14 protein-coding genes are annotated in these 19,588 nt (G+C 56.1%); 9 read left to right on the top strand and 5 right to left on the bottom strand.

What is annotated here, in order from left to right; genetic code table 11:
• Nucleotides 1-94 precede the first annotated feature (94 nt).
• Nucleotides 95-574 carry an NUDIX domain-containing protein gene (locus OSO_RS48440; RefSeq protein ID WP_010585415.1) on the top strand — a complete coding sequence of 160 codons (480 nt, stop codon included), beginning with the start codon at nucleotides 95-97 and terminating at the stop codon, nucleotides 572-574.
• On the opposite strand, the gene OSO_RS0122820 is transcribed toward OSO_RS48440, so the two are convergent.
• Nucleotides 540-2,012 (bottom strand): alpha/beta hydrolase family protein, encoded by a 1,473-nt coding sequence (locus tag OSO_RS0122820; protein ID WP_010585414.1) that lies wholly within the window; start codon nucleotides 2,010-2,012, stop codon nucleotides 540-542. The two genes, OSO_RS48440 and OSO_RS0122820, sit on opposite strands and share 35 nt — an antisense overlap.
• A 453-nt stretch (nucleotides 2,013-2,465) precedes the next feature.
• On the opposite strand from OSO_RS0122820, the gene OSO_RS0122805 reads away from it, so the two are divergent.
• Nucleotides 2,466-3,350, top strand: coding sequence for a creatininase family protein (locus OSO_RS0122805; protein WP_010585413.1), 885 nt, complete (start codon nucleotides 2,466-2,468; stop codon nucleotides 3,348-3,350).
• Between the two features lie 109 nt (nucleotides 3,351-3,459).
• On the opposite strand, the gene OSO_RS0122800 is transcribed toward OSO_RS0122805, so the two are convergent.
• A complete protein-coding gene (locus tag OSO_RS0122800; RefSeq protein WP_010585412.1) occupies nucleotides 3,460-4,596 on the bottom strand; it encodes a hypothetical protein in 1,137 nt (378 codons plus the stop codon).
• A gap of 448 nt (nucleotides 4,597-5,044) precedes the next feature.
• On the opposite strand from OSO_RS0122800, the gene leuB reads away from it, so the two are divergent.
• From leuB to OSO_RS0122765, 5 genes are all read left to right on the top strand, one after another.
• Nucleotides 5,045-6,118: a 3-isopropylmalate dehydrogenase gene (gene leuB, locus OSO_RS0122790; protein WP_010585411.1), complete on the top strand. Its 1,074-nt coding sequence runs from the start codon at nucleotides 5,045-5,047 to the stop codon at nucleotides 6,116-6,118.
• Nucleotides 6,119-6,200: 82 nt separating this feature from the next.
• Nucleotides 6,201-7,193: a phosphoglycerate dehydrogenase gene (locus tag OSO_RS0122785; protein WP_010585410.1), complete on the top strand. Its 993-nt coding sequence runs from the start codon at nucleotides 6,201-6,203 to the stop codon at nucleotides 7,191-7,193.
• A 490-nt stretch (nucleotides 7,194-7,683) separates the two neighbouring features.
• On the top strand, nucleotides 7,684-8,910 hold the full coding sequence (locus tag OSO_RS0122775) for a class I mannose-6-phosphate isomerase (RefSeq protein ID WP_029247357.1): 1,227 nt from the start codon (nucleotides 7,684-7,686) through the stop codon (nucleotides 8,908-8,910).
• A gap of 117 nt (nucleotides 8,911-9,027) precedes the next feature.
• Complete coding sequence (locus OSO_RS0122770) at nucleotides 9,028-10,056, top strand: sugar phosphate isomerase/epimerase family protein (protein ID WP_010585407.1); 1,029 nt, start codon at nucleotides 9,028-9,030, stop codon at nucleotides 10,054-10,056.
• Between the two features lie 14 nt (nucleotides 10,057-10,070).
• Entirely contained in the window at nucleotides 10,071-10,502 is a 432-nt protein-coding gene (locus tag OSO_RS0122765) for a GNAT family acetyltransferase (protein WP_010585406.1), read from the top strand.
• 25 nt (nucleotides 10,503-10,527) lie between these two features.
• On the opposite strand, the gene OSO_RS0122760 is transcribed toward OSO_RS0122765, so the two are convergent.
• Complete coding sequence (locus OSO_RS0122760) at nucleotides 10,528-12,060, bottom strand: M28 family peptidase (RefSeq protein ID WP_010585405.1); 1,533 nt, start codon at nucleotides 12,058-12,060, stop codon at nucleotides 10,528-10,530.
• A gap of 738 nt (nucleotides 12,061-12,798) precedes the next feature.
• Between OSO_RS0122760 and OSO_RS0122755 the strand changes: the two genes are divergently transcribed.
• Both OSO_RS0122755 and OSO_RS52685 read left to right on the top strand, forming a co-directional pair.
• Entirely contained in the window at nucleotides 12,799-13,917 is a 1,119-nt protein-coding gene (locus tag OSO_RS0122755) for a hypothetical protein (RefSeq protein WP_010585404.1), read from the top strand.
• Nucleotides 13,918-14,327: 410 nt separating this feature from the next.
• The gene (locus tag OSO_RS52685) at nucleotides 14,328-14,426 is read left to right on the top strand and encodes a 50S ribosomal protein bL37 (protein ID WP_390511066.1); all 99 of its coding nucleotides are present in this window, start codon (nucleotides 14,328-14,330) and stop codon (nucleotides 14,424-14,426) included.
• 460 nt (nucleotides 14,427-14,886) lie between these two features.
• Here OSO_RS52685 and OSO_RS0122740 read toward each other — a convergent pair whose 3' ends face one another.
• Together OSO_RS0122740 and OSO_RS0122735 are read right to left on the bottom strand one after the other, a co-directional pair.
• Complete coding sequence (locus OSO_RS0122740; RefSeq protein WP_010585403.1) at nucleotides 14,887-18,042, bottom strand: AAA family ATPase; 3,156 nt, start codon at nucleotides 18,040-18,042, stop codon at nucleotides 14,887-14,889.
• A gap of 99 nt (nucleotides 18,043-18,141) precedes the next feature.
• Entirely contained in the window at nucleotides 18,142-19,410 is a 1,269-nt protein-coding gene (locus tag OSO_RS0122735) for a metallophosphoesterase family protein (RefSeq protein ID WP_010585402.1), read from the bottom strand.
• Between the last annotated feature and the right edge of the window lie 178 nt (nucleotides 19,411-19,588).

The raw sequence follows: 19,588 nt of genomic DNA, 5'->3' as shown, positions 1-19,588 counted from the left end.
TCGAAAGCGTTTTCCACGATCGCATTTTATGATCGAAATGCGACGCGAGGTAAAGGAGTCAAACGATTGATGACGGACTTGAAGGAGTTCCAACATGAGCTCGGAACCGTATCTTGAATTCGGGATCCAGTCGGCGGAAGAGGTCTATCTGCCGAGACCCGGATCGTATGCCGTCTGTTTGCGGCACGAGGATCATGGTGATCTCGTCGCGATTGTGCAGACGCCACAAGGAGCGTTTCTTCCAGGCGGTGGTGCTTGCCAGGGCGAATCCGCTGAAGAGACCTTGCTGCGCGAAGTTCTGGAGGAGTGCGGCCGGTCACTGACGATTCTGGAGAGATTGGGATTCGCGCTGGAATATGTGAACGCGCCCGGTGAAGGATGCTTTGCCAAGCAATGCACGTTTTTTCTCGTTCGACTGGGTGATGCGGACGTTTGTGAATCCGAAGCGGATCACGAACTGGTCTGGATGCCTGTTGCCACGGCATTGAACAATTTGACTCATCAAAGTCAGGCTTGGGCGGTTTCTATTGCACGCCCGGTCATTTCGACATCCGCGCGACAATCCAGTCACTGATCAGCTTCAATGCGTCCGGATCGATCGTGGTTTCAATTGTTGAGTACTCGTCGAGAAACCCCGTGACGCACGGCTGAAGCAGGTGGTTCAGCCCCGGCAATTCCTTCGCCAGGAAATTCTTATTGCCGCCGGCCTTCAATGCGGCTTCGATCACTTTCAGATTTTGAGCGGCCGGCACCTGAAGATCTTTCTCGCCGATGACGGCCAGGACGGGGCATTTGACGTTCGTCAGAGCCGGTTGGGGATCGTAGGAAATAAAAAAACGAAACCACGGTGTGAGCAATGTTTTGACGCCTATTTTAAGTGCGTCTTTCTCTGCCGCGTCGCTCTCGGGGTGCGATTTCTCGAACGCAGCTTCGATCTTCTTCGTCGCCTGGGCGTTGTCCGGCTCGGCCTTGATGATGTCAAACCATTCTTGTGACGTCGCACGGTCTTTTGCACGCGTGGCTTCGCTGACCCCGGCCCGCTCACGCATCATGTCTTGTTGACGATTCAGGATCACATCACCGCTCACCCCGGGGCCGGCGATCATGACGATCAATGCGATCTCCTTGTCGCGGCTGGCCAACATTGGGGCAATCAAGCCCCCTTCACTGTGTCCCACAAGTCCGATTTTGGTCGCGGCAATTTGAGGACGCGCTCGTAAAAAGCTCACCGCGGCCAAAACGTCATGCGAAAGGTCCTCGCTCGTCGCCTTAAAGAGCTCGTCCGGTTTTTCAAAGTCTCGATCGTCAAATCGCAAGACGGCGATTCCGCGTCGGGTCAGCGCATCGGCGAGAACCAGAAACGGCCGATGTCCGGCAATTTCTTCGTTCCGATCTTGTGGTCCCGACCCCGAGATCAGTACCACGGCAGGAAACGGCCCGGATCCTTTCGGCTGGGTCAGCGTCCCTTTAAGCGTCACGTTGTGCTTCGCGTTGGTGAAGGTGACGTCTTCTTCCAGATAGGGGTATGGCTTGGAGGGATCCTGTGGTCGCCCCGCATTCGGAAGCGATTCGACTTTCTTGAGCGTGATCGGAAAGGATTGGGCCCCTTGTTTCCAGTTTCCGGCGATTTCGTTGGTTTGGGAATTCCACGTTCCCTGGAAGGTCGCGCTGATTTTTGTAAGCTGCATCGACACTTTGTTCGCATCAAGTTTGATGACATCCACGGGAATCTCGGCATTTCCCTGATCGACACTAAACATCCGGACTTTCAGTTGTTCGGGCTTAGTGCCCACGACGGCGAATCCCAATCGCAGTTTGACAACGCCTGCGTTGATCGTTCCCAACCAGTTGCCTTTCACGTCTTCCGCGGTCAGCGGCTTTTCGGCACCGTCGTCGTTCGTTGCCACGGGCGTTTTTGACGTCGGCCCCTCACTCGCCCAGGCGATTGCTGGGCAATAGAACGAAATGAAGAGACCCAGCGACACCGTGAGATATCCGAGTTTGTCGAACATTCAGAGAACCTTTGTGATGGTGTCTTACAGGAGTGCTTGAGGCGACTGTGTTGCTCGTGGCACGGCAACTTGGATCTGATTGGTGAGGCATCGTCCACATTTGATTCGGCGCGCTCGCCACGAGTTCATTCGTCAATGCGTTCCTTCCCGTTTGAAGCTTTGCTCGTCTCTACAATCTCTCGTTTCGTCCAAACAATCAAATACACCAATGCAAAGATCGCATCCAAGTATCCGGTGTGTGAACATATGTGAATTGCACCGTGGTGCCCAGAAAATCTGCTGATCTCAAAATTTGGCAAGGCTGCAGTTTGTTCGAATCGTTCGTGACGGATTGGTAACAGGATCGTGAAGAAATGTCTGGATGAGGATTGTTCGCGGCCGATTATCCAGTTCGTTACCGCGGTCGTATGATTCGAACTTGGGTTGGGCGAGAGGCATCCTCAGGAGATCAATATGTCGCGTGCGGCTACTGAACATCGCTATGAGAAACTGACCTGGCCGGAAATCAATGATGCGGTCGATCTGAAGAAGGTCTGTATTGTCCCCTGCGGAGCCGTCGAACAGCACGGTCCGCATCTGCCGCTGGATGTGGATCTGGTTTGCCCGGGGGGGATTGCGCACGGCACCGGGCGCGAACTGGCGGATAAAGTTCTCGTGCTACCTCATTTGTCGTATGGATACACCGGACACGTCATGGATTTTCCAGGCACGATCAATACCAACTATGCGACCTTCATTGAGCAGGTTCTCGACGTGACACGGTCGTTGGCGTATCACGGTTTCAAGAAAATTATCCTGTTGAATGGCCACGGATCGAACATGCCGAATCTCGATTTGGCCGCACGACGGACGAATCTTGAAACGGACGCGGAGTGCTGCGTCATTGCCTGGTGGAACCTGTTGACCGTCGATAAGGCGTTCTTACCAAGCTGGCGTGAGAGCAAATTCCCCGGCGGTTGTTCGCATGCCTGCGAACTCGAAACGTCGCTCTATTTGTATCTGGACGAGGAGGATGTTCGGAAAGATTTGATCAAGAGCGGTACGATCTCGTTCAATGACGAAGAAAACCCGTTCAATTGGGTGGATCTCTTTGCCGCGGGGCCCGCAACGGCGGTTTCGTGGACCAGTAGTTATTCAGATACGGGCGTTCTGGGGGATGCGGAACTGGGCCGGAAGGACAAAGGGGAACGGGTTTATCTCGAGGCGGTCAAGCAATTGGGACGATTCATTCAGTACTGGTACCGTCGTCCCAAAGACGTCCGCAAAGACTTTCATCGGCACCCACCGACAATGCCAATTCCCTGGGGCCAACGAAATCTGACGAATCCCGGCAACTGAAAGGCGAACCTGTGTTGGTGCCGCATTGAGAGGGCGGGCGGTGAGGGCCTCTGACGCGAACGAGGCCCCTCACAATCGGGGGACCGCACTGGTCGGATTGAGTGGCGACTCATTCCTGGATCGTATCAAGCAAGGTCATGCGACTGATCGCTGGTATCAGAACCTGATCGAGAACCTGTTCGGAAATCAGATGATCTTGGTGGGTTCGATCTACGAACAGTTGCCAGGTGCCTCGACCGATTGAGGCGACGAGTTTGACGAGGGGGGCCTCGTATGTCTGATACACGGGGCCGTTGAAGCAACAGGCGTCTTCAAAATTGAGAACCTGGATTTGTTGGCGAGGAGCTTTTGCAGACGGGCTGATCCCGCCGAGCGCAAAGACTTCCAGCCACGAGCAGACGCCGCTGGCACGATCCAATATTCCGTCTTGGTTCGTATCGTCTTCGGCAAAGATCAACGCATATTCTTGTTCGCTGTCGCCCTTGCTGCCTCGACTGAACGGCCGTGCATAAAGCGGCAAAGCGCCCGCCACAGGAATGGAAATTTGAATTCGCGGATCGAGTGCCGCGGACATGTGGGTCGTCCATCCTCCACCCGAGAGTCCGATCATCAGCAAGCCGATATTTTGAGGATGCGTGGCGAGCAGTTCATTCGTGACTTGCACGACCGGTTCCAGAAAAAATGCCATCGTTTGGCCGCGAAGCGTGCTTTCCACTTCGGCGAATAGCTCGTCGTGGCCGGCCGATCCTCGTTGGCGAATGTTAAACGACTGCCCATTGGGCAGGATCCCTGACGCGTCCTGGTTCCAGCCGACGAGCGGCATTTGAAGGACTGCGACGATGAATCCATTTTGAAGCAACCGTTCAATAGTCTGCTTCAAACCGGCATCGAGGTAGTGGTCTTTTCCTTCCAGCATATGTCCTGCCTGCACAATGGCGAGCTTCGATTTGGAAGCGGGAGGGGTGACAGGGCTTGCGACGTATGCGATGGCGTGGAACTGAGTCCCGCTGACATTCATCGTGTAGCGATCGACTTTGGAAATGAGGCTTTGATTTACGGCGGCCAGTTCATCCGAAACTCGCAATGTTTCGATTTTTTCAGGACGTGTGCGAGGCAATCCTTCGACCCAGATCGATTTGACCAGTTGTCGGCGTCGACCCTCCGCTTGTTCACTGGTTTGGAAGCGAACCTGTCCAGAAATGTCATAGCCTTTTAAACGCGGGTCGAGATCTTGCGCAATGCTCATTTTCGTTGACACCGAAAAAATCGTGATTGCGACCGCGACTGTCATCAAGTTTCGCATCATTGACACCCGAAAGTTTGATTTCGATGGGATGACCGTCGATGCTGAGGACGATCTCGATTCTCGCTGAGCGGTAATTTGGCTCAGGGAAAATGGTTTCGTCGAACGGATTCTCGACGGGGGCCTGTTTCTGGAATTTAAGTCAGATATCTTGGCTCGATTCGTGCGAGGATGCCAGCATTCATGCCTGTCCTGCTGTGGTTTGCCGCGTATTCCCGTGTCAATCCGCCTCCGCCACGGCCCTCGCTTGCAAGGCCCTCTCCGTTGTGCTGTCCGATTCGCGGATGACACGGTTTCCGTCGCGACACTTTTCGCCACGTTCGGCGTTCCGTAAAGTGTGGCGAATGGTTGGCTCGGTTCCAGTGGAATTTCTGCGAAAGGTTGATCCGCGTTGCAAGCTCACATTGTTCTCCTCCCGGGTGATGGGATTGGTCCAGAAGTCGTTGCTCAGGGAGAGCGCGTGTTGCTGGAGATCGGCAAGAAGTTTGGACATACGTTCAAGTTCACGACGGCGATGATTGGTGGCTGCGCCATTGATCAATGCGGCAACCCCCTACCCGACGAAACCCTGGCGGCTTGCAAGTCGTCTCAGGCAGTATTGTTGGGCGCGGTTGGTGGTCCGAAATGGGATGACCCGAATGCGAAGACGCGTCCCGAAGCCGGCTTGTTGAAGATTCGCAAAGAATTGGGACTGTTTGCCAATCTGCGACCGATTTTCGTGTCGCCGTATCTGGTGAGTGCATCACCGCTGAAAACGGAGATCGTTTCGGGGACGGATATTCTGTTCTTCCGTGAGCTGACCGGTGGGATTTACTTTGGCCCATCAGGCAAAGAGCCGCATGCGTCCGGCGAATCGGCGTTCAATACAATGGTGTATAGCACGCACGAAATTGAGCGGATCGTGCGTCTGGCCGGTGAAGCGGCACGGGGACGTCGCAAGAAAGTGACATCGGTCGACAAGGCCAACGTGCTGGAAGTCTCTCGCCTGTGGCGGAAGACGTTTGAGCGCGTCATGAAAGCCGAATTCCCTGATGTGCAGTACGAAAACGTGCTGGTGGACGCGATGGCGATGCATTTGATTTCAAAACCACGTGCGTTTGACGTCGTGGTGACCGAGAATTTGTTCGGTGACATTCTGACCGACGAAGGATCGATGCTGCCGGGTTCCATGGGGATGTTGCCGTCGGCTTCGATTGGCTCGTCTGGCCCAGGTCTTTACGAGCCGATTCACGGATCGGCGCCAGACATCGCAGGAAAAGGTATTGCCAACCCGCTGGCGACGATCTTGGCATCGGCCCTATTGCTGCGTCATTCGCTGAAGCTGGAAGCGGAAGCGGTGGCGATCGAACGCGCCGTGGATCGCGTCCTGGCGAAGGGGCACCGCACGGCCGATCTCGCGAATGGTGCGTCGAGTGTGGGCACGGCCGAAATGGGGTCACTGGTGCTGGCGGAACTCAACGCCTGACCAGAATCGGGCTGCCACACAGTCCTGCCCTGCAACGAATCAGCGTTCTGAATCACTTTCAAACTGTCTCAGGAGCGAGTTCATGCCGAAGGTTGTTTGTACGGCGCTCAGCACGGAAGAGGGACCACACATCGAAATCCTGCAAAAGGCGGGGTTCGAAGTCGTTCAGGCGCCGCGTGATGTGGACATTTATCAGACAGCCAATTTGTTGCCGGTGGTCAAGGATTGTGTGGCCGTCATTGCCGGTTCCGAGCCCTGGCCCGCATCGCTGGTTGAAGCGTGCCCAAAGCTGCGAGTGCTGGCACGGTCAGGAGTTGGTTATGATGCCGTCGATCTGCCGGCCTGTGACAAGCATCGCGTCATTGTGGCGACTACGCCCGGTGTGAACCACCACGCCGTGGCCGAGCACACGTTTGCTTTGCTGTTTGGTGTTGGCCGATTGTTTCCGTTGCGTGACCAGTTGGTTCGTGCCGCCACTTGGAAGCGCGCGTCGACGCCGCGAATCATGGGGCGCACACTCGGGATCGTTGGTCTGGGACGGATTGGTCGGGCGGTGGCGACTCGGGCGGTGGGCGTAGGAATGAAGGTCGTCGCTTACGACCCTTATCCCCAACGCGAATTCTGCGAACAGTGGAACATCGAGATTGCGTCGTTCGAGGATCTGCTGAAGAAATCGGACTACGTCAGCTTGCACTTGCCGGTCAGCAAGGAAACGACGCACGTCATGAATGCGAAAACATTCGCAATGATGAAGCCCGGTTCCGTCCTGATCAATACGGCTCGTGGACTGTTGGTTGATGAACCAGCGCTGATTGCCGCTTTGAATTCTGGCCATTTGCGTGCCGCGGGATTGGACGTTTTTGAAGTTGAACCATTGCCCGCGACCAGTCCACTGCTGAAAATGACAAATGTTCTGTTGAGTGGTCATCTGGCCGGTCTGGACGATGAATCGAACTTTGACACACAAAAGATGTGTGCCGAAACGATCGTCTCACTTTCCAAGGGGGGCTGGCCGACGGAATGCATCCGTAACTTGGCGGGTGTCACCAATTGGAAATGGTCGGAAAAGAACTGATCGTGAACGTCGAACTCCAAATTATCATCGTAGCGGCCTGTGTCCTCTGGGCGATTGGCGTCCTGGGATGGCGCGGGTACCGCTTGATGATGAGTCCGACGACGAATTCGTGCTGTTCAACCGGCTGCGGCGATTGTCCCTCCAATTCCGGAACGAAATCGGAGGGCTTGATCCAACTCGGGCCTCCCCCGGCGCGTTCCGCTCATTAATCGTGGTTGCCGCGGTTCCCACATGAAACTTTGAGGAAGTTCTGGCTCTTTGTACACGTTGAGCCCGTCACCGTTTTCGAACGGTTTCGAGTGGCGGGTGCATCGCAAACCCCCGCCGCAATGTGCTGTCGACAGCTTGTGAAAAACGTAATCACCACGAAGTGATCCCGCGTGTCGATTGCTTTTCCGGGCCCGAACCTCAAAAATCGCGATTCTTGATCCGTTTCATGTTCAACCCGCAACGCTCGCGACCACGTCGCTCGCAGGAGATTGTCGAGATCATGGCCGACGTAAAGCGACTGGCGTCCGCTGCTTTGACCGAAGGTCAGGGAGTGTTTCGGTTGGCCCCCACGTGGGTTCCGCGATCGTTCCTGCAGCCTGGCCGACGGTTGAAGCTTCATCCTGCAGACTACTACGCGCTCGGAACCCACCGCGGTGGGATCGATGAACGCTGGTTTTCATCGACGACTGTCGCCACGAACGAGGGGGCACCTGCGGACGAAGGGCTGTCGTACTGCGTTCACGCTGGGCAGAAATTCACGTTGCGAGACGCGATTGCCGAACTGGGTTCGGAAGCGGTCGGCGAGCACATTTGGGGTAAGTACAAGCGCTGGCCGGTCTATTCGAAGTTCTTCGATAATATGGGGCCGATCCCGCACCACATGCACCAGAATACAGCTCAGGCCAAGCTTGTGGGGCAGGAAGGAAAGCCCGAATCGTACTACTTCCCGCCGCAGCTCAATTCGACCGGCAATAATTTCCCTTATACATTTATGGGATTGGAACCCGGCACGACGAAGCAAGACGTCATTGACGCTTTGGCTCGTTGGAACGATGGCGACAACGGCATCCTCGACCTCTCGAAGGCGTATCGCCTGAAGCCCGGCACCGGCTGGTTGATTCCACCGTGCGTCCTGCACGCACCAGGCAGCCTGCTCACGTACGAACCTCAATGGGGTAGTGACGTGTTCGGCATGTACCAGTCGATGGTAGAAGGCCGCGCGGTACCACGCTCGCTGCTCGTCAAAGACTTCCCGAAAGAGAAGCACGATGACTTGCAGCACTTAGTCGACGCCTTGGATTGGGAAAAGAACGTTGATCCCAATTTCAAAGACAACAATTACCTGGAACCAATTCCAGTCGCCGAAACGGAAAAAGAAGGCTACGTCGATCGCTGGATCGTTTACGGCAAGGTCAACGGCGAGCAACTGTTTACCGCGAAGGAATTGACGGTCAATCCTGGTGTCAAAGTCACGATCACGGACGGTGGCGCCTACGGCTGGATCACCGTTCAAGGCGAAGGCAAGATCAATGGCCTGCGGTTGCAGACGCCTGCGATGATTCGATTTGGTCAAATGACCGATGACGAAGTCTTCGTCACCGCCAAGGCGGCTGAAGAAGGCGTCGTCATCGAGAATATCGGTTCGGAACCGCTGGTTTCGCTGCGTTACTTTGGACCGAACGCGCAGCCTGCCGCTCCGAATGTGGGCGACCACAAGAAGAAGTAATGGCGTGCGGTCACCGAGCAATCGGTTCAGGCGACGCTGGCGGATGGGCGAACCGGGTTGCCGGTTTCGCAACTTGGATGGATGGCACTCTTAAGATCGAAGCACTAGGAACCCCTGATGAGCAATACCTCTCCGAAACTTCACAATGCCATGTGGCCGGGTCTTGTCGGAAAAGGGTCTCCTGGTGCCGAGCCGTTCATTTCGCTTGATCGCATGCTGGAATTGACGACGCAGGCCAGCGTCAACGGACAGAAATTTGACGGCGTGGATCTGTTTCTGTTCGATCCCCACATCAACATCGATCTAACCGATGATGACGTGAAACGCGTTGCAGATAAGATTGCGTCCAAAGGATTGGCGGTTGGATCGCTGGTGGCACCTGTCTGGCCGGGAACGGTTGGCGACAGCGCCATGGGAACGCCTGAGCAACGTGCGAAGTTTGTGCTGGCCGTGAAGAAGGCTTGCCGCATCGCGGGGATCTTCAACAAGCACGGCGTACGAAAGTATGGCGTGATCCGCATTGATGCCGCGGAAGGCCCAGCCCACTGGACCGAGAACCCAGTCGCCAGCACCAAGAAGATCGCCTCGACCTTCCGCGAAGCGGGGATTGTTGCTGCCGCGCATGGCGAGAGATTGGCGGCAGAAGGCGAAATCTGCTGGGCCGGGATGCACTCATGGAAAAATATGGTGGATCTGCTCGAGCAGACTGACATGCCGGGAACAGTCGGATTCCAAGCCGATCAGGCTCATACATTCCTCTATCTGATGGGATACAACGCGCCTGAACATGCTTTGCTGAAGGAAGGGTATTCTCCAGCTGAGTTCACGGCGGCCTACACGAAGATGACCGATGCACTACGTCCATGGACGATCGATTTCCACGTTGCTCAGAACGACGGAACGGTTCATGGAACGGGCTCGCACGACAAGACCGGTCGTCACTGTCTGGCCGATGATCCCAAGGGTAAGCTCGATATCGTGGCGACAGCGGCCTTCTGGCTGAAGGGCGCTGCGGATCGTGGCATTCGCCATATTTGCTGGGACGGATGCATGTTCCCGAACGCGACTTTGGAAGATTCGAAGACCTGGAACACGATCCTCGCGACGATGCTGAAGGTTCGCGAATCGTGCGGTTGGAATGCCTGAAAAGCCATTCGAATATGAAAATTCGCTCGTACCAGCATTCTGATGAATCTCAAGTCGTCGATCTTTGGCAGCGGTGCGGGTTACTGCGGCCGTGGAACGATCCATATAAGGATATCCAGCGGAAGCTGGCGATTGCTCCCGATCAGTTTTTGGTCGGTGTGGATGAGGAGAAGGTGATTGCCGCCGCGATGATTGGGTACGACGGTCATCGCGGATGGATTTACTATCTCGCGGTTTCGCCAGATGTGCAGCGGCAAGGCTTGGGACGCGTCCTGATGGACGAGGCAGAGCGACGTTTGCGTGTTTTGGGCTGTCCCAAGATCAATTTGCAGGTTCGTACCTCAAACACGCAGGTGATCGACTTCTACCGCAGTCTGGGATTTGTTGAGGATGCGGTGCTGAGTTTTGGGAAGCGGTTGGAGCGCGACGAGCCTGACGCCCAGTGACAGGCTCGATTGGCTGCGACGTGGATCACTTGGGTTCCAGTGATGGACCGTCTGCGATCGTGTAATCCAGTGGATCGATTGTGACCTCACGGATTCGACCATTCCGTTCGACGCGGATGGCATAGGGACCAGGCTCGTTAAGGACCCGGCCACGTAGTTCTTCCGATGATGCGAGTGGTTGCCCGCCGAGTTCCATGATCACGTCGCCCGACGCGACTCCCGCTCGGTCTGCCGGGGAGTCGGAAACCACGTGTGTGACCACCACGCAGCCAGGCAATGCCGGATCGTCGATCCAGCCCGCACCCAGGCGCACGGGCGAACCCGACAGCGTTGCCGTCAATTCGATCGGTTCACGCACGCCTGGTCGCTCGACGACGATGGCCACCGGGTTGCGAACCACTTGAATCGCGGTTTTGAATTGTTCGAAGGTTCCGCGTTTCCAGGGGCCCAGCCTGATGACTCGATCGCCAATTCGTAAACCCGCCTGCGCCGCAGCAGAATCAGGGCTGATCTGAGAAATCTCGACGATGTCCTGTTTCGCCTGTTGGGTGTTCCAGTTGACGCCCAATCGCACCGGTGGATTGACCAACGCGACCGGCGTCATCCATTTGGGTGGCGACTCGCCCGGGGCCTCGGTACGGAACTTCGGAAATTCGGGTCGACTGGCGGCGTCGAGTACGACGCGATACACAAACTCGGTGAGGTGCTGCAGTCCTTCCAGATTGATCTTTTCAGGGTCGTCGCTGGGGCGGTGGTAATCGTGGTGCTTATCTGTATCAAGGTGAACAATCGGAATTCCCGCGCTGTAGAACGGATAGTGATCGCTGTCGGCAATCACGCGTGGCTGGTAAGCGAGAAATAGCTCGTTGGTGACATTGTGTGATGCCAGCAAGGCGCGTAGTCCCGGGGCGGATCTCCAGCCTGCAGTGACGATTTTTCCTTCGCGCAGACGTCCCAGCATGTCAATGTTGAAGGCGAATCGGACGTCCTGAAGTGGGACCGTCGGGTGTGCGACCCAGTGTTTCGATCCCAGCAAACCTGCCTCTTCGCCATCCCAGAATGCAAACAAAATTGATCGCGCGGGAGTCGTATCGAGTGATGAGAACGCCTTAATCAGTTGCAGCAGGGCCGAGGTGCCGCTCGCATTGTCATCGGCGCCATTGTGGATTTGACCGATCGGCCCCTGGCTGTTGGTCGCATTGCCATACCCGACGTGATCATAGTGCGCGCCGATGACGATGACCTCGCGTTTTAGACGCTCGTCGGACCCTGGAAGAAGCACTAAGAGGTTGTGGTATTCACGTCCGAATTCCTGAACTTGCTCGATCGGTAGCTTAGATTGTCCGCGAATTGCTTTGAGTTCGGATCGTAAGTACGCCAGTGCTGCGTGGCCACCGCGTGAGCCGGCTTCACGGCCTTCAAGTGCGTCGCTGGCCAACGTCGAGACGTGTCGCTTCAGGTCGCCGCGATTGATCATCGACAGGCCGCGTCGAAGTGATGAGGCGTCGTCCGCAGAGACGCTCCATCGCGATTCGGAACTGAACACCAAAAGAAGCACGCATGTTGTTCTGGCAATGGAGCCGCAACTCTTCACATCGGTCCTCTCTGCTTCCAGTCTTTTTGAACATCTCGCCGAGTTCGGGTGACCATCAGGGATCTGATGATGCGTGCATTCTTCTGATATCCACAAAAATTGGAATCGGACTATCCGCAATCATTGTTCGCGTACACGTGGATTGTGGCGATTGGTGCGTAGGACTTCGGTATCCGTGTTCCTGCTTCGGTCGTTCCTGAACCCCCGCATTGGGAATTCGTGCGTTGATTCTGCTGACCAGCAAGGTGACTTGAGATTTCTCGGCGCGCAATGGATCCGGCGAGGCGTTACCAAGCGGGACAGCCTGTTGAAGTGAGGGGGGCAGGCACTTTGGCGCTCAAGATGTCATGTCGGTTTTTAATCTGGCCGGTGCCAGTCCCCCCTACTTCATCAGGCTGGGGAGCTTGGTACCGAGGAAATCCAAACCACAAACGGCGTTATTTCAAAGGCGGGAGCTTGGGAATGGGGGCGAATGAGGGCCTTGAGGAAATGGAAGTGAAAAATTTGCGCCAGAATTGGATAAAAATTTCGTGATTGCTTCGAATTCTGCGATTGTCGTGCTGCGAGAGGGTATGTCGCTAACGTCTTAGTGGCACTTTTTGCCGGAGTTGGTGTTGACGCGATCTTCCTTTTCTGAAAAAAGACGCCTCGATCTCGCAGTCGCGTTCGCGGCTTTTTCCTATCGGTAATGAGGCAACTCCGGTGTCTAATGTACTTCTGAGCGTGTTCGCGCTGATGATCAGCGGCCTGCCAGAAAGCGACGAGGTTCGCCCAGAGCCGCGTCTGGCTGTTTCTGCCGTTTTTCAAAATGAATCTGACATTCCCGTCGTTCCGTTGGTCGAACGGCCGCGTTGGTTGGCGGCGTCGACGGCGGATACACGGATCATTCGCGGGCAGACACCCGGCACTTACCAGACGCCGCCAATGAACGCGCCGGGTGGATATGATCCATTCCAAACCGGTGTGGACCCTGTCATGCCGTATCTCAACGAGAATCCTTCCCCCATTGTTTCGGGGATCAACGGGCCCCAGCCACAGCGTCTGGGCTTCACGCCGTTTTTTGACATGACTGTCATTCTGCCGTCGACGGCCAAGTCGCCCGGCAGTGGCCATTTGTCTGTCCAAGAGTATGACGGGGCGCTGCGGCATGTTTCGATGTTGGGGCCCGATTGGGTCTTTACCAACACGGCTCAGGGCGGTGTCCGCCTGTGGGATGGCCCCAATACTCCGAGCCTGCCTGGTTCGGTCTACCGTGCGGGTTGGGACTTTATGCTGTCGTCCCCCCAATTCGGAGCGTGGAGTCTGCAGGCCGATTTTAATCCGTCGATCAACTCTGACTTCCAGGAAAGCATTGGTCGGGAAGCGTTTAACTTGGACGGTAATATCACGGCCTTTTATCAAGTGTCACGTCAGTTGATGCTGGTTTTGGGGGTTCAATACTGGGATCGCGTCGACAACATCATCATCCCCAATGCCGGGGTGGTCTGGAATCCAACGGATCGACTTGAGTTACGTTTGCTGTTTCCCAAGTCACGTGCAAGCTATTTCCTGGGCAATTTTGGGAATGCGGCGCACTGGCTTTATGCGACTGGCGAATATCATGTCGAGTCGTATCAAATCGGGGTGCCAGGTGTGAGTGGCCGCGAGCAGGTTCAAATGAGTGACTGGCGTGTTGCGCTGGGGTTGCGAAGTGACCATGTGTGGTATGACAAATACGTCGAAGTCGGTTACGTCTTCGGTCGCGAAGTTCAGTATTTGCGGTCGCAGCCTGATTTTAATCTCGGTGACGGTATCATGATTCGCGCCGGCGTGCGGTTCTAGTGGCACAGCCACTCTGTCCCAGGACTTCTCTCCCAAGTTCCTGTGACCCCGCCGGGGTGGAATCAAGCTGAGATGAAGGGCACGTGATGGCTCGGTGGCCTGATAATTGGAAATCGAATCTGATCGGATTTCTGATTGTCTTTGTACTGTTTCCGGTACTGTGCCTGTTCGCATGGTGGTGGCTGAGCTGATCTGCGGCTTGGTCGGCGGATCACGCCGTTCGTGGTGACTTGAGTCTCGATTCGAGCGTTACCGCAAAAACTTTGTGAAATGCTGGCTTACGCTTTGCATCGCCACGACCGACTGCTATTCTACGGGGCCCGGGACCTTCACTATTTCCCGGCTCAATCGATCGCGAGAATTGATGCGACAATGACTGTCGCTCTTAAATTTAAGAGAGGTTTTAAGTTATGGCGAAGAATACCCGCAAAGTGAACAAGGCCAACCACGGTACCCGTCCTGCCAGCTCGAAGGCTCGCAAGGCTCGTCGACGCAAGTTGGGCGTCTGATTCGACGTGAGCTGGGCAAAAGCTGAGTCACGGGTTGATTCAAACATTCCCCTGTGAATCTGCGCTCGGTGTTATCGAAATTGTCGGACATGCAAATCACGAAACAAGGCGGGAGCGATCCCGCCTTGTTTCGTTTCCGCGATGCCGTTGTGGATGCAACATAGGCTCATGTCACCGCGGTGATGGCTTTGATGTTGGACGGTAGAGCGGGCTTCATCGAGTCGTTGGCGAGCCGACGCTATGTCGACTTCAGCCGATTTGTTCTCCTCACTTTTCCTCGTCATCGAGAGAGTGTGCGAGGAGCCCCCGCCACTTTCCAGCGCGTCATCGAATGAGATCGCAAAGAGGCGTCACCAAGCAGGAGCTTGGTAACGAGTAAATTTTCGACTCCGTCTTGCGCGAGTTTTTTTTGAACGCGGAAAGAGGGTTCCCTCTTGTTCAAGTTGAATCGACAATCTTCTTAACCTGCGCGGCGTTCTTCCACGGCGCCGGTTGAGGGGTGTCGCGATGGCAGGTAGATCGGTTTCACACCGCGTTTCTCGAACAATTGTGCGTAGTGCAAATGGCTTGTGAAAACGAGTAGTTGCTGGCCGTCGCTGGTGAAGTCGAGCAGTGTTTCGACGGCGGCGTCCGAGCGATCGACGTCGAAGTTCACGGTGACGTCGTCTAGAACCATTGGCAGATCGACGTTGTTCTTGGCAAACGCTTTGACCATCGCCAGGCGGATCGAGAGAAACAATTGCTCACGCGTTCCGCCGCTGAGGCGCTCGGCGGGCTGCGAATCGTTCTTGTTGTCATCGACGAACAGTTGTTTCCGGCCGAGCGGCGTCCAGAGGTGGTGATACTTGCCGAGCGTGAGTTTTTGCAAGAATGGAATGGCGGCGGCGAGCATTTCGGGTTGGTTTGCCTGTTCGAACTGGGCCGCGACATCCTGGATGGCATCTTCCGCGAGCGATGCAGAGAACCAGGTGTGCCACGCCGTCTTCAAGTCGTGTTCAACGTTGGCGAGCTCGCGCCTGACGCGTGTGCCACGGCGATCGTTCTCAAGTTGCTTCAGTTCCTGCTTGATCGTGCCGAGTTGTTCGAATGTTTGCTGGAGCAGATGTTCGAGTTCTTCGTGTTCACGATTGAATTGCTTCACAAGTCCGGCAGCGTCTTTCGGGTTGTAACGCAGCAGGTCGTCTTCGACGAACGAGATGTCCGGCTGTGAACTGACGATTTGTTCCAGTTCGCGGGTGGTCAATTCGAGTAGCGATTCGACCTGGTTACGACGTTCCATCAGCTCAAGACGATGATCCAGTTGCGACCGCTGCGAGACGCCGGCGAGAGTCAGCAAGTGCAGGTGTTCTTTGCGCAGTCCATCCATTTTCCGCATCCATTCTGCGGCTTCGCGGCGGTGCAGTACAGACTGTTTGCGAAGCTGTTTGCGTTCGTTCAGCAGTTCGCGCGCGGTACGCAATTCCTGTTCCCACAGGTCAACGACTTCCGAGGGAGTTTGATAGTTGAGTTTTGGTCGGTGCATTCGATGTCCGAGGCTCTCGACCTGGTTGCGGAACCGATCGAAGGAGAGGCGGACGTCGCGCGACTGTTCAAGCAGCGCCAGGTGCTTTCGCCGTCGGTCGCGCGCCGCGATGACGCGCTTCCAGTGTGCAAATGCCGTTTCGACATCGACGGTTTCGTCAAAGCCGAGGTGCGCGAGCATCTGGCACCAGTTTTTGCGTGCGTTTCCAAGCTCCCGCTGTTGCAGTTGAAGCTGGCCTCGATAGGCACTCAAGCGTCGGCGTATCTGCAGCACATCCACAAATTCTCGCTGCACGCGTTCCAGATTGGCCGTCCTTCTCGCGGATTCGGCGAGCAAGTCGCCACTGGCGAGATCATCGGCGGTCAAGTTTTGGCCCCACCATTCACGCATCCCGGTCTGATCGATGTACGCCTGGACTTGTGAAAGGATCGTCCAGCGGTCGGATTCGAAATTTCGTCGTTGTTCACGTAGGCGTGCCACCTGCTCCTGCAGGTTGCGTTCGAAGTGGTTTCGAAACGCCCAAGCCGTTCCGCCGGCAAAGACCGAGAGCAGGATGAAGATCAAACCGACCAGCCATCCGGTGTAAACGGCGGCATAGATCCCCGCGATGCACAGTCCAAATCCGGCGATGGTGAACCAAGCGAGAATTCCGAAGATCCAGTCTGGAATTCCATTCCGATCGTTGAGTCGTTCGAGTTGTTCGTCAATTCCGATAGTTTGTTGTTCGAGCTGTGATGCGCGTGAGTGCCAGCGTCCCAGTTCGACCAATTGGCCAAGCCGTTCTTGGGCGATCTTGATCGATTCATTCAGTGATTCGACGGGAACACCTTGAGACTGCAGCTCGGTTCGCAATGACAGTTCGGTGTCGCGAATCTTGATGTTCGCTTTGCGATAGCGGCGTTGCATCCGTCGTGTCTTGGTATGCACCGCTTGGTACGACCGCGCCGCCTGTACGAATCGTGCATGCGATTCGGGTGAGTCCTGCACAGAGTCCAGTCGTGACAGCGACCACTGCGGCCCCAGCGCGACCAGGTGGTCGTTCAATTCGTGCTGCACGGCATTGGCTTGGCGATCGAGTTCGTAAACACGCGGCTCGATATCCTTCGTGAGCGCCCGTTGTTCGACGACGATCTGCACGGCGCCCGAGAATCGGCGAATCTCGGGATCGATTCGAATCGACGCCAATCGGTGGTTAATGTGCGAGATTTCCGACAGCAGCACCTCGCGGGCTTGTGTGGCCGAGTCGATGTCGCGTTCAAGCCGTTCGATGCGCGCCACGCCGTCCGAAGGGAAATCACTGAAGTCGGGCAGCGTATTCAGTTCACGTCGGAATTCGCGGCAGCGCGCCCAGGGAGGGTGGACTTTCTCGAGATGGCTGAAGCCGCGGAGGTTGGATTGCAGTTCTCCCTGGCGTGCACGTTGCTTGATGATCCGATCATCGAGTTCCGTTTTCTTCCGCAGCAGATCACGGTAGCGGTCGCGCTGTCGGGTGACGCTCGCGGATTGACGCAGCAGCTCTTCATGTCGCTTCATCAACGCGGGAATCAGCGCGTGCCCGCTGTTTGAAAGCAGGTGGTGCAGTTCACCATTCGCGCGGTTGGGCAGTTCCATCAAGACGCGGCCCTGGGGACCAAGAGTCATGCCGTAGAGATGGTTACCGACTTGATCGGCAGTCAGCGTGGCAAACTGTTGAAGTTCGGGCAGTCCGACGGCGAAGACGGACTCGAAGAGTTTTTCGTCAGTGGAGGCGAGTAGTTCTTCCATGAAAGTCGTCGTCGACTCGCCCGAGGGCACGCCGTTGACGGAAAGGACGCCCGGATCTTCGCCGTAGCCAGAGCGTCGAATCTCGAACTCGCGGCCGCGATGTTCGACGCGCAGAAGGCCCGACTGTGATTCTCGACGTGACTTCTTCTTATTAGGAAGCAGTTGATCGTCGGGCGGGAAACCGTACAGGACGCCACGGATAAACCTGAGCAGGGTCGTCTTGCCGGCTTCGTTCGGGCCGTAAAAGACCGTCAACCCCTCCCGGTTCAGTGGTTGCCGGTAGTTTTGCCAGACGCCGAATCGTTCGATCTCAATCCCGGTGATCCGCATCGGGATGTCCCTCCTTGCTGCACAACGCCGCTCGTCGATGATGCATAGATCGCGGGCACCGTCGTTCACGGTGCTCCGAATCAACCTTGTTGCCGTTACTTATTTCTTCCCGATCGTTGCGAACCACTTCCAGCCGAGTTGTTGCGCACGTTCTGTGACCTGCTGTGGCTGAAGCGATTCACTCCATTGTTCCCAACGTCCCGAATTCACAAGATCACCGACACGTGCCTCGGCAATCCATTTCGCAAAATCGGCCTGTTTTGAAGGGGCTCGACGTTCCAGTGCCAGCAGATATTCGGTGAGGACTTCTCGGTGGGCGGGCTCGATCAACGTCAAGTCAGGCTCGAGCGCACTCACTCGATGCACATACCGCAGACCATCGGGTTGATCGCTGAGCTCTGTGAGTGCTTCTCCCAGCTCCTTTGCCGCGGTGTCCGACTCCCAGCCGTTGGCTTCGCCCGATGTTCGGTCAAGTTTCCAGTCGATGATCCGGACCAGTTCGCCGTGGAAATTGGGCAAACGCTCCAATTGGCCGAGCATCCGTTCGAGCAGTGCTTCGCGATCTTTGACATGGTCGATTGGCTGAACGATTGTTTCCCAGCGAACCGGTGCCACGGGAATTTTCGTCAGTTTCGTTTTTCGTGCCGAATCCACTTCCAACAGTGTTACGCCGCGTGCTCCGGTTTCCGAGCGATCGAGTCCCTGTGGTGCGGACTGCATATGAGCGTGTCCGTCGGTTAATGGCAGAGAATCGGCGTTCGTTCCCTCGTGGCAAACGACCCAGTCGAGTGCGGCGAAGCGGTTCTGCTTTGATTTGCGAGCATCCTTTGGTCCGCCGGCCGAGCCTGACAACAGCATCCCGACGACGAAGGGGCGATTGCCTTTCGACGTGGTACGGCCGCCCAGAATGTTCGCGAGTTCCTCGGGTTCGATCGAGGTCGTGGCCGTTACGGGGAAGAGTGTTGCGAGCAGGTGACCGTGGCTCGTCAGGTCGACCGGTGGATCGGTGACATCGGTGAAAAGCGTGACGTTGTCGGGCAATCGAGGTAGATCAAGCCACGCGGCGTCCGGATCCATTTCGCCCGGAGTGATAAAGACGGGAATATTGTGATCGGCGAGTCGTGAGAACCCCTCGCGCATCGCGACTTCTGCGGCGAGGCTGGCGAAGCTGGCGTCGAATGTGTTGCCCGTGATCAAGACGCCATCGACGTCTTTTTCAATTGCGATCGTGACGATCCGTTCAAACGCGGTCAGCGTGGCCGCGTCAAGAATGTCGCGAATCTCGTCGTTTTGGAGGCCCGCTCCGCGGAGAGGGCAGTCCAGTTGAAGGTTTGCAGCATGGAGCAAACGAAACGACTTCGCAGACATCGCGGCATCCCTTCCGATAAGTCTAAGATCCAGTCTCGATCCGAACCATTCCCTCAATGATGGTTGCGTGCCTTTGGCATCGGCAGGAACGGCCGGATTTCAGTCCGTACGACCGCACCGTCCCTGCGCGGATCACCTGGAGTGTACTGTCAGTACATCTTTCGGAAAACCCCGAAAG

Origin of the sequence: Schlesneria paludicola DSM 18645 (assembly GCF_000255655.1) — a bacterium.
Lineage (GTDB): Bacteria > Planctomycetota > Planctomycetia > Planctomycetales > Planctomycetaceae > Schlesneria > Schlesneria paludicola.
This window is presented reverse-complemented; position numbering and strand designations above follow the sequence as displayed.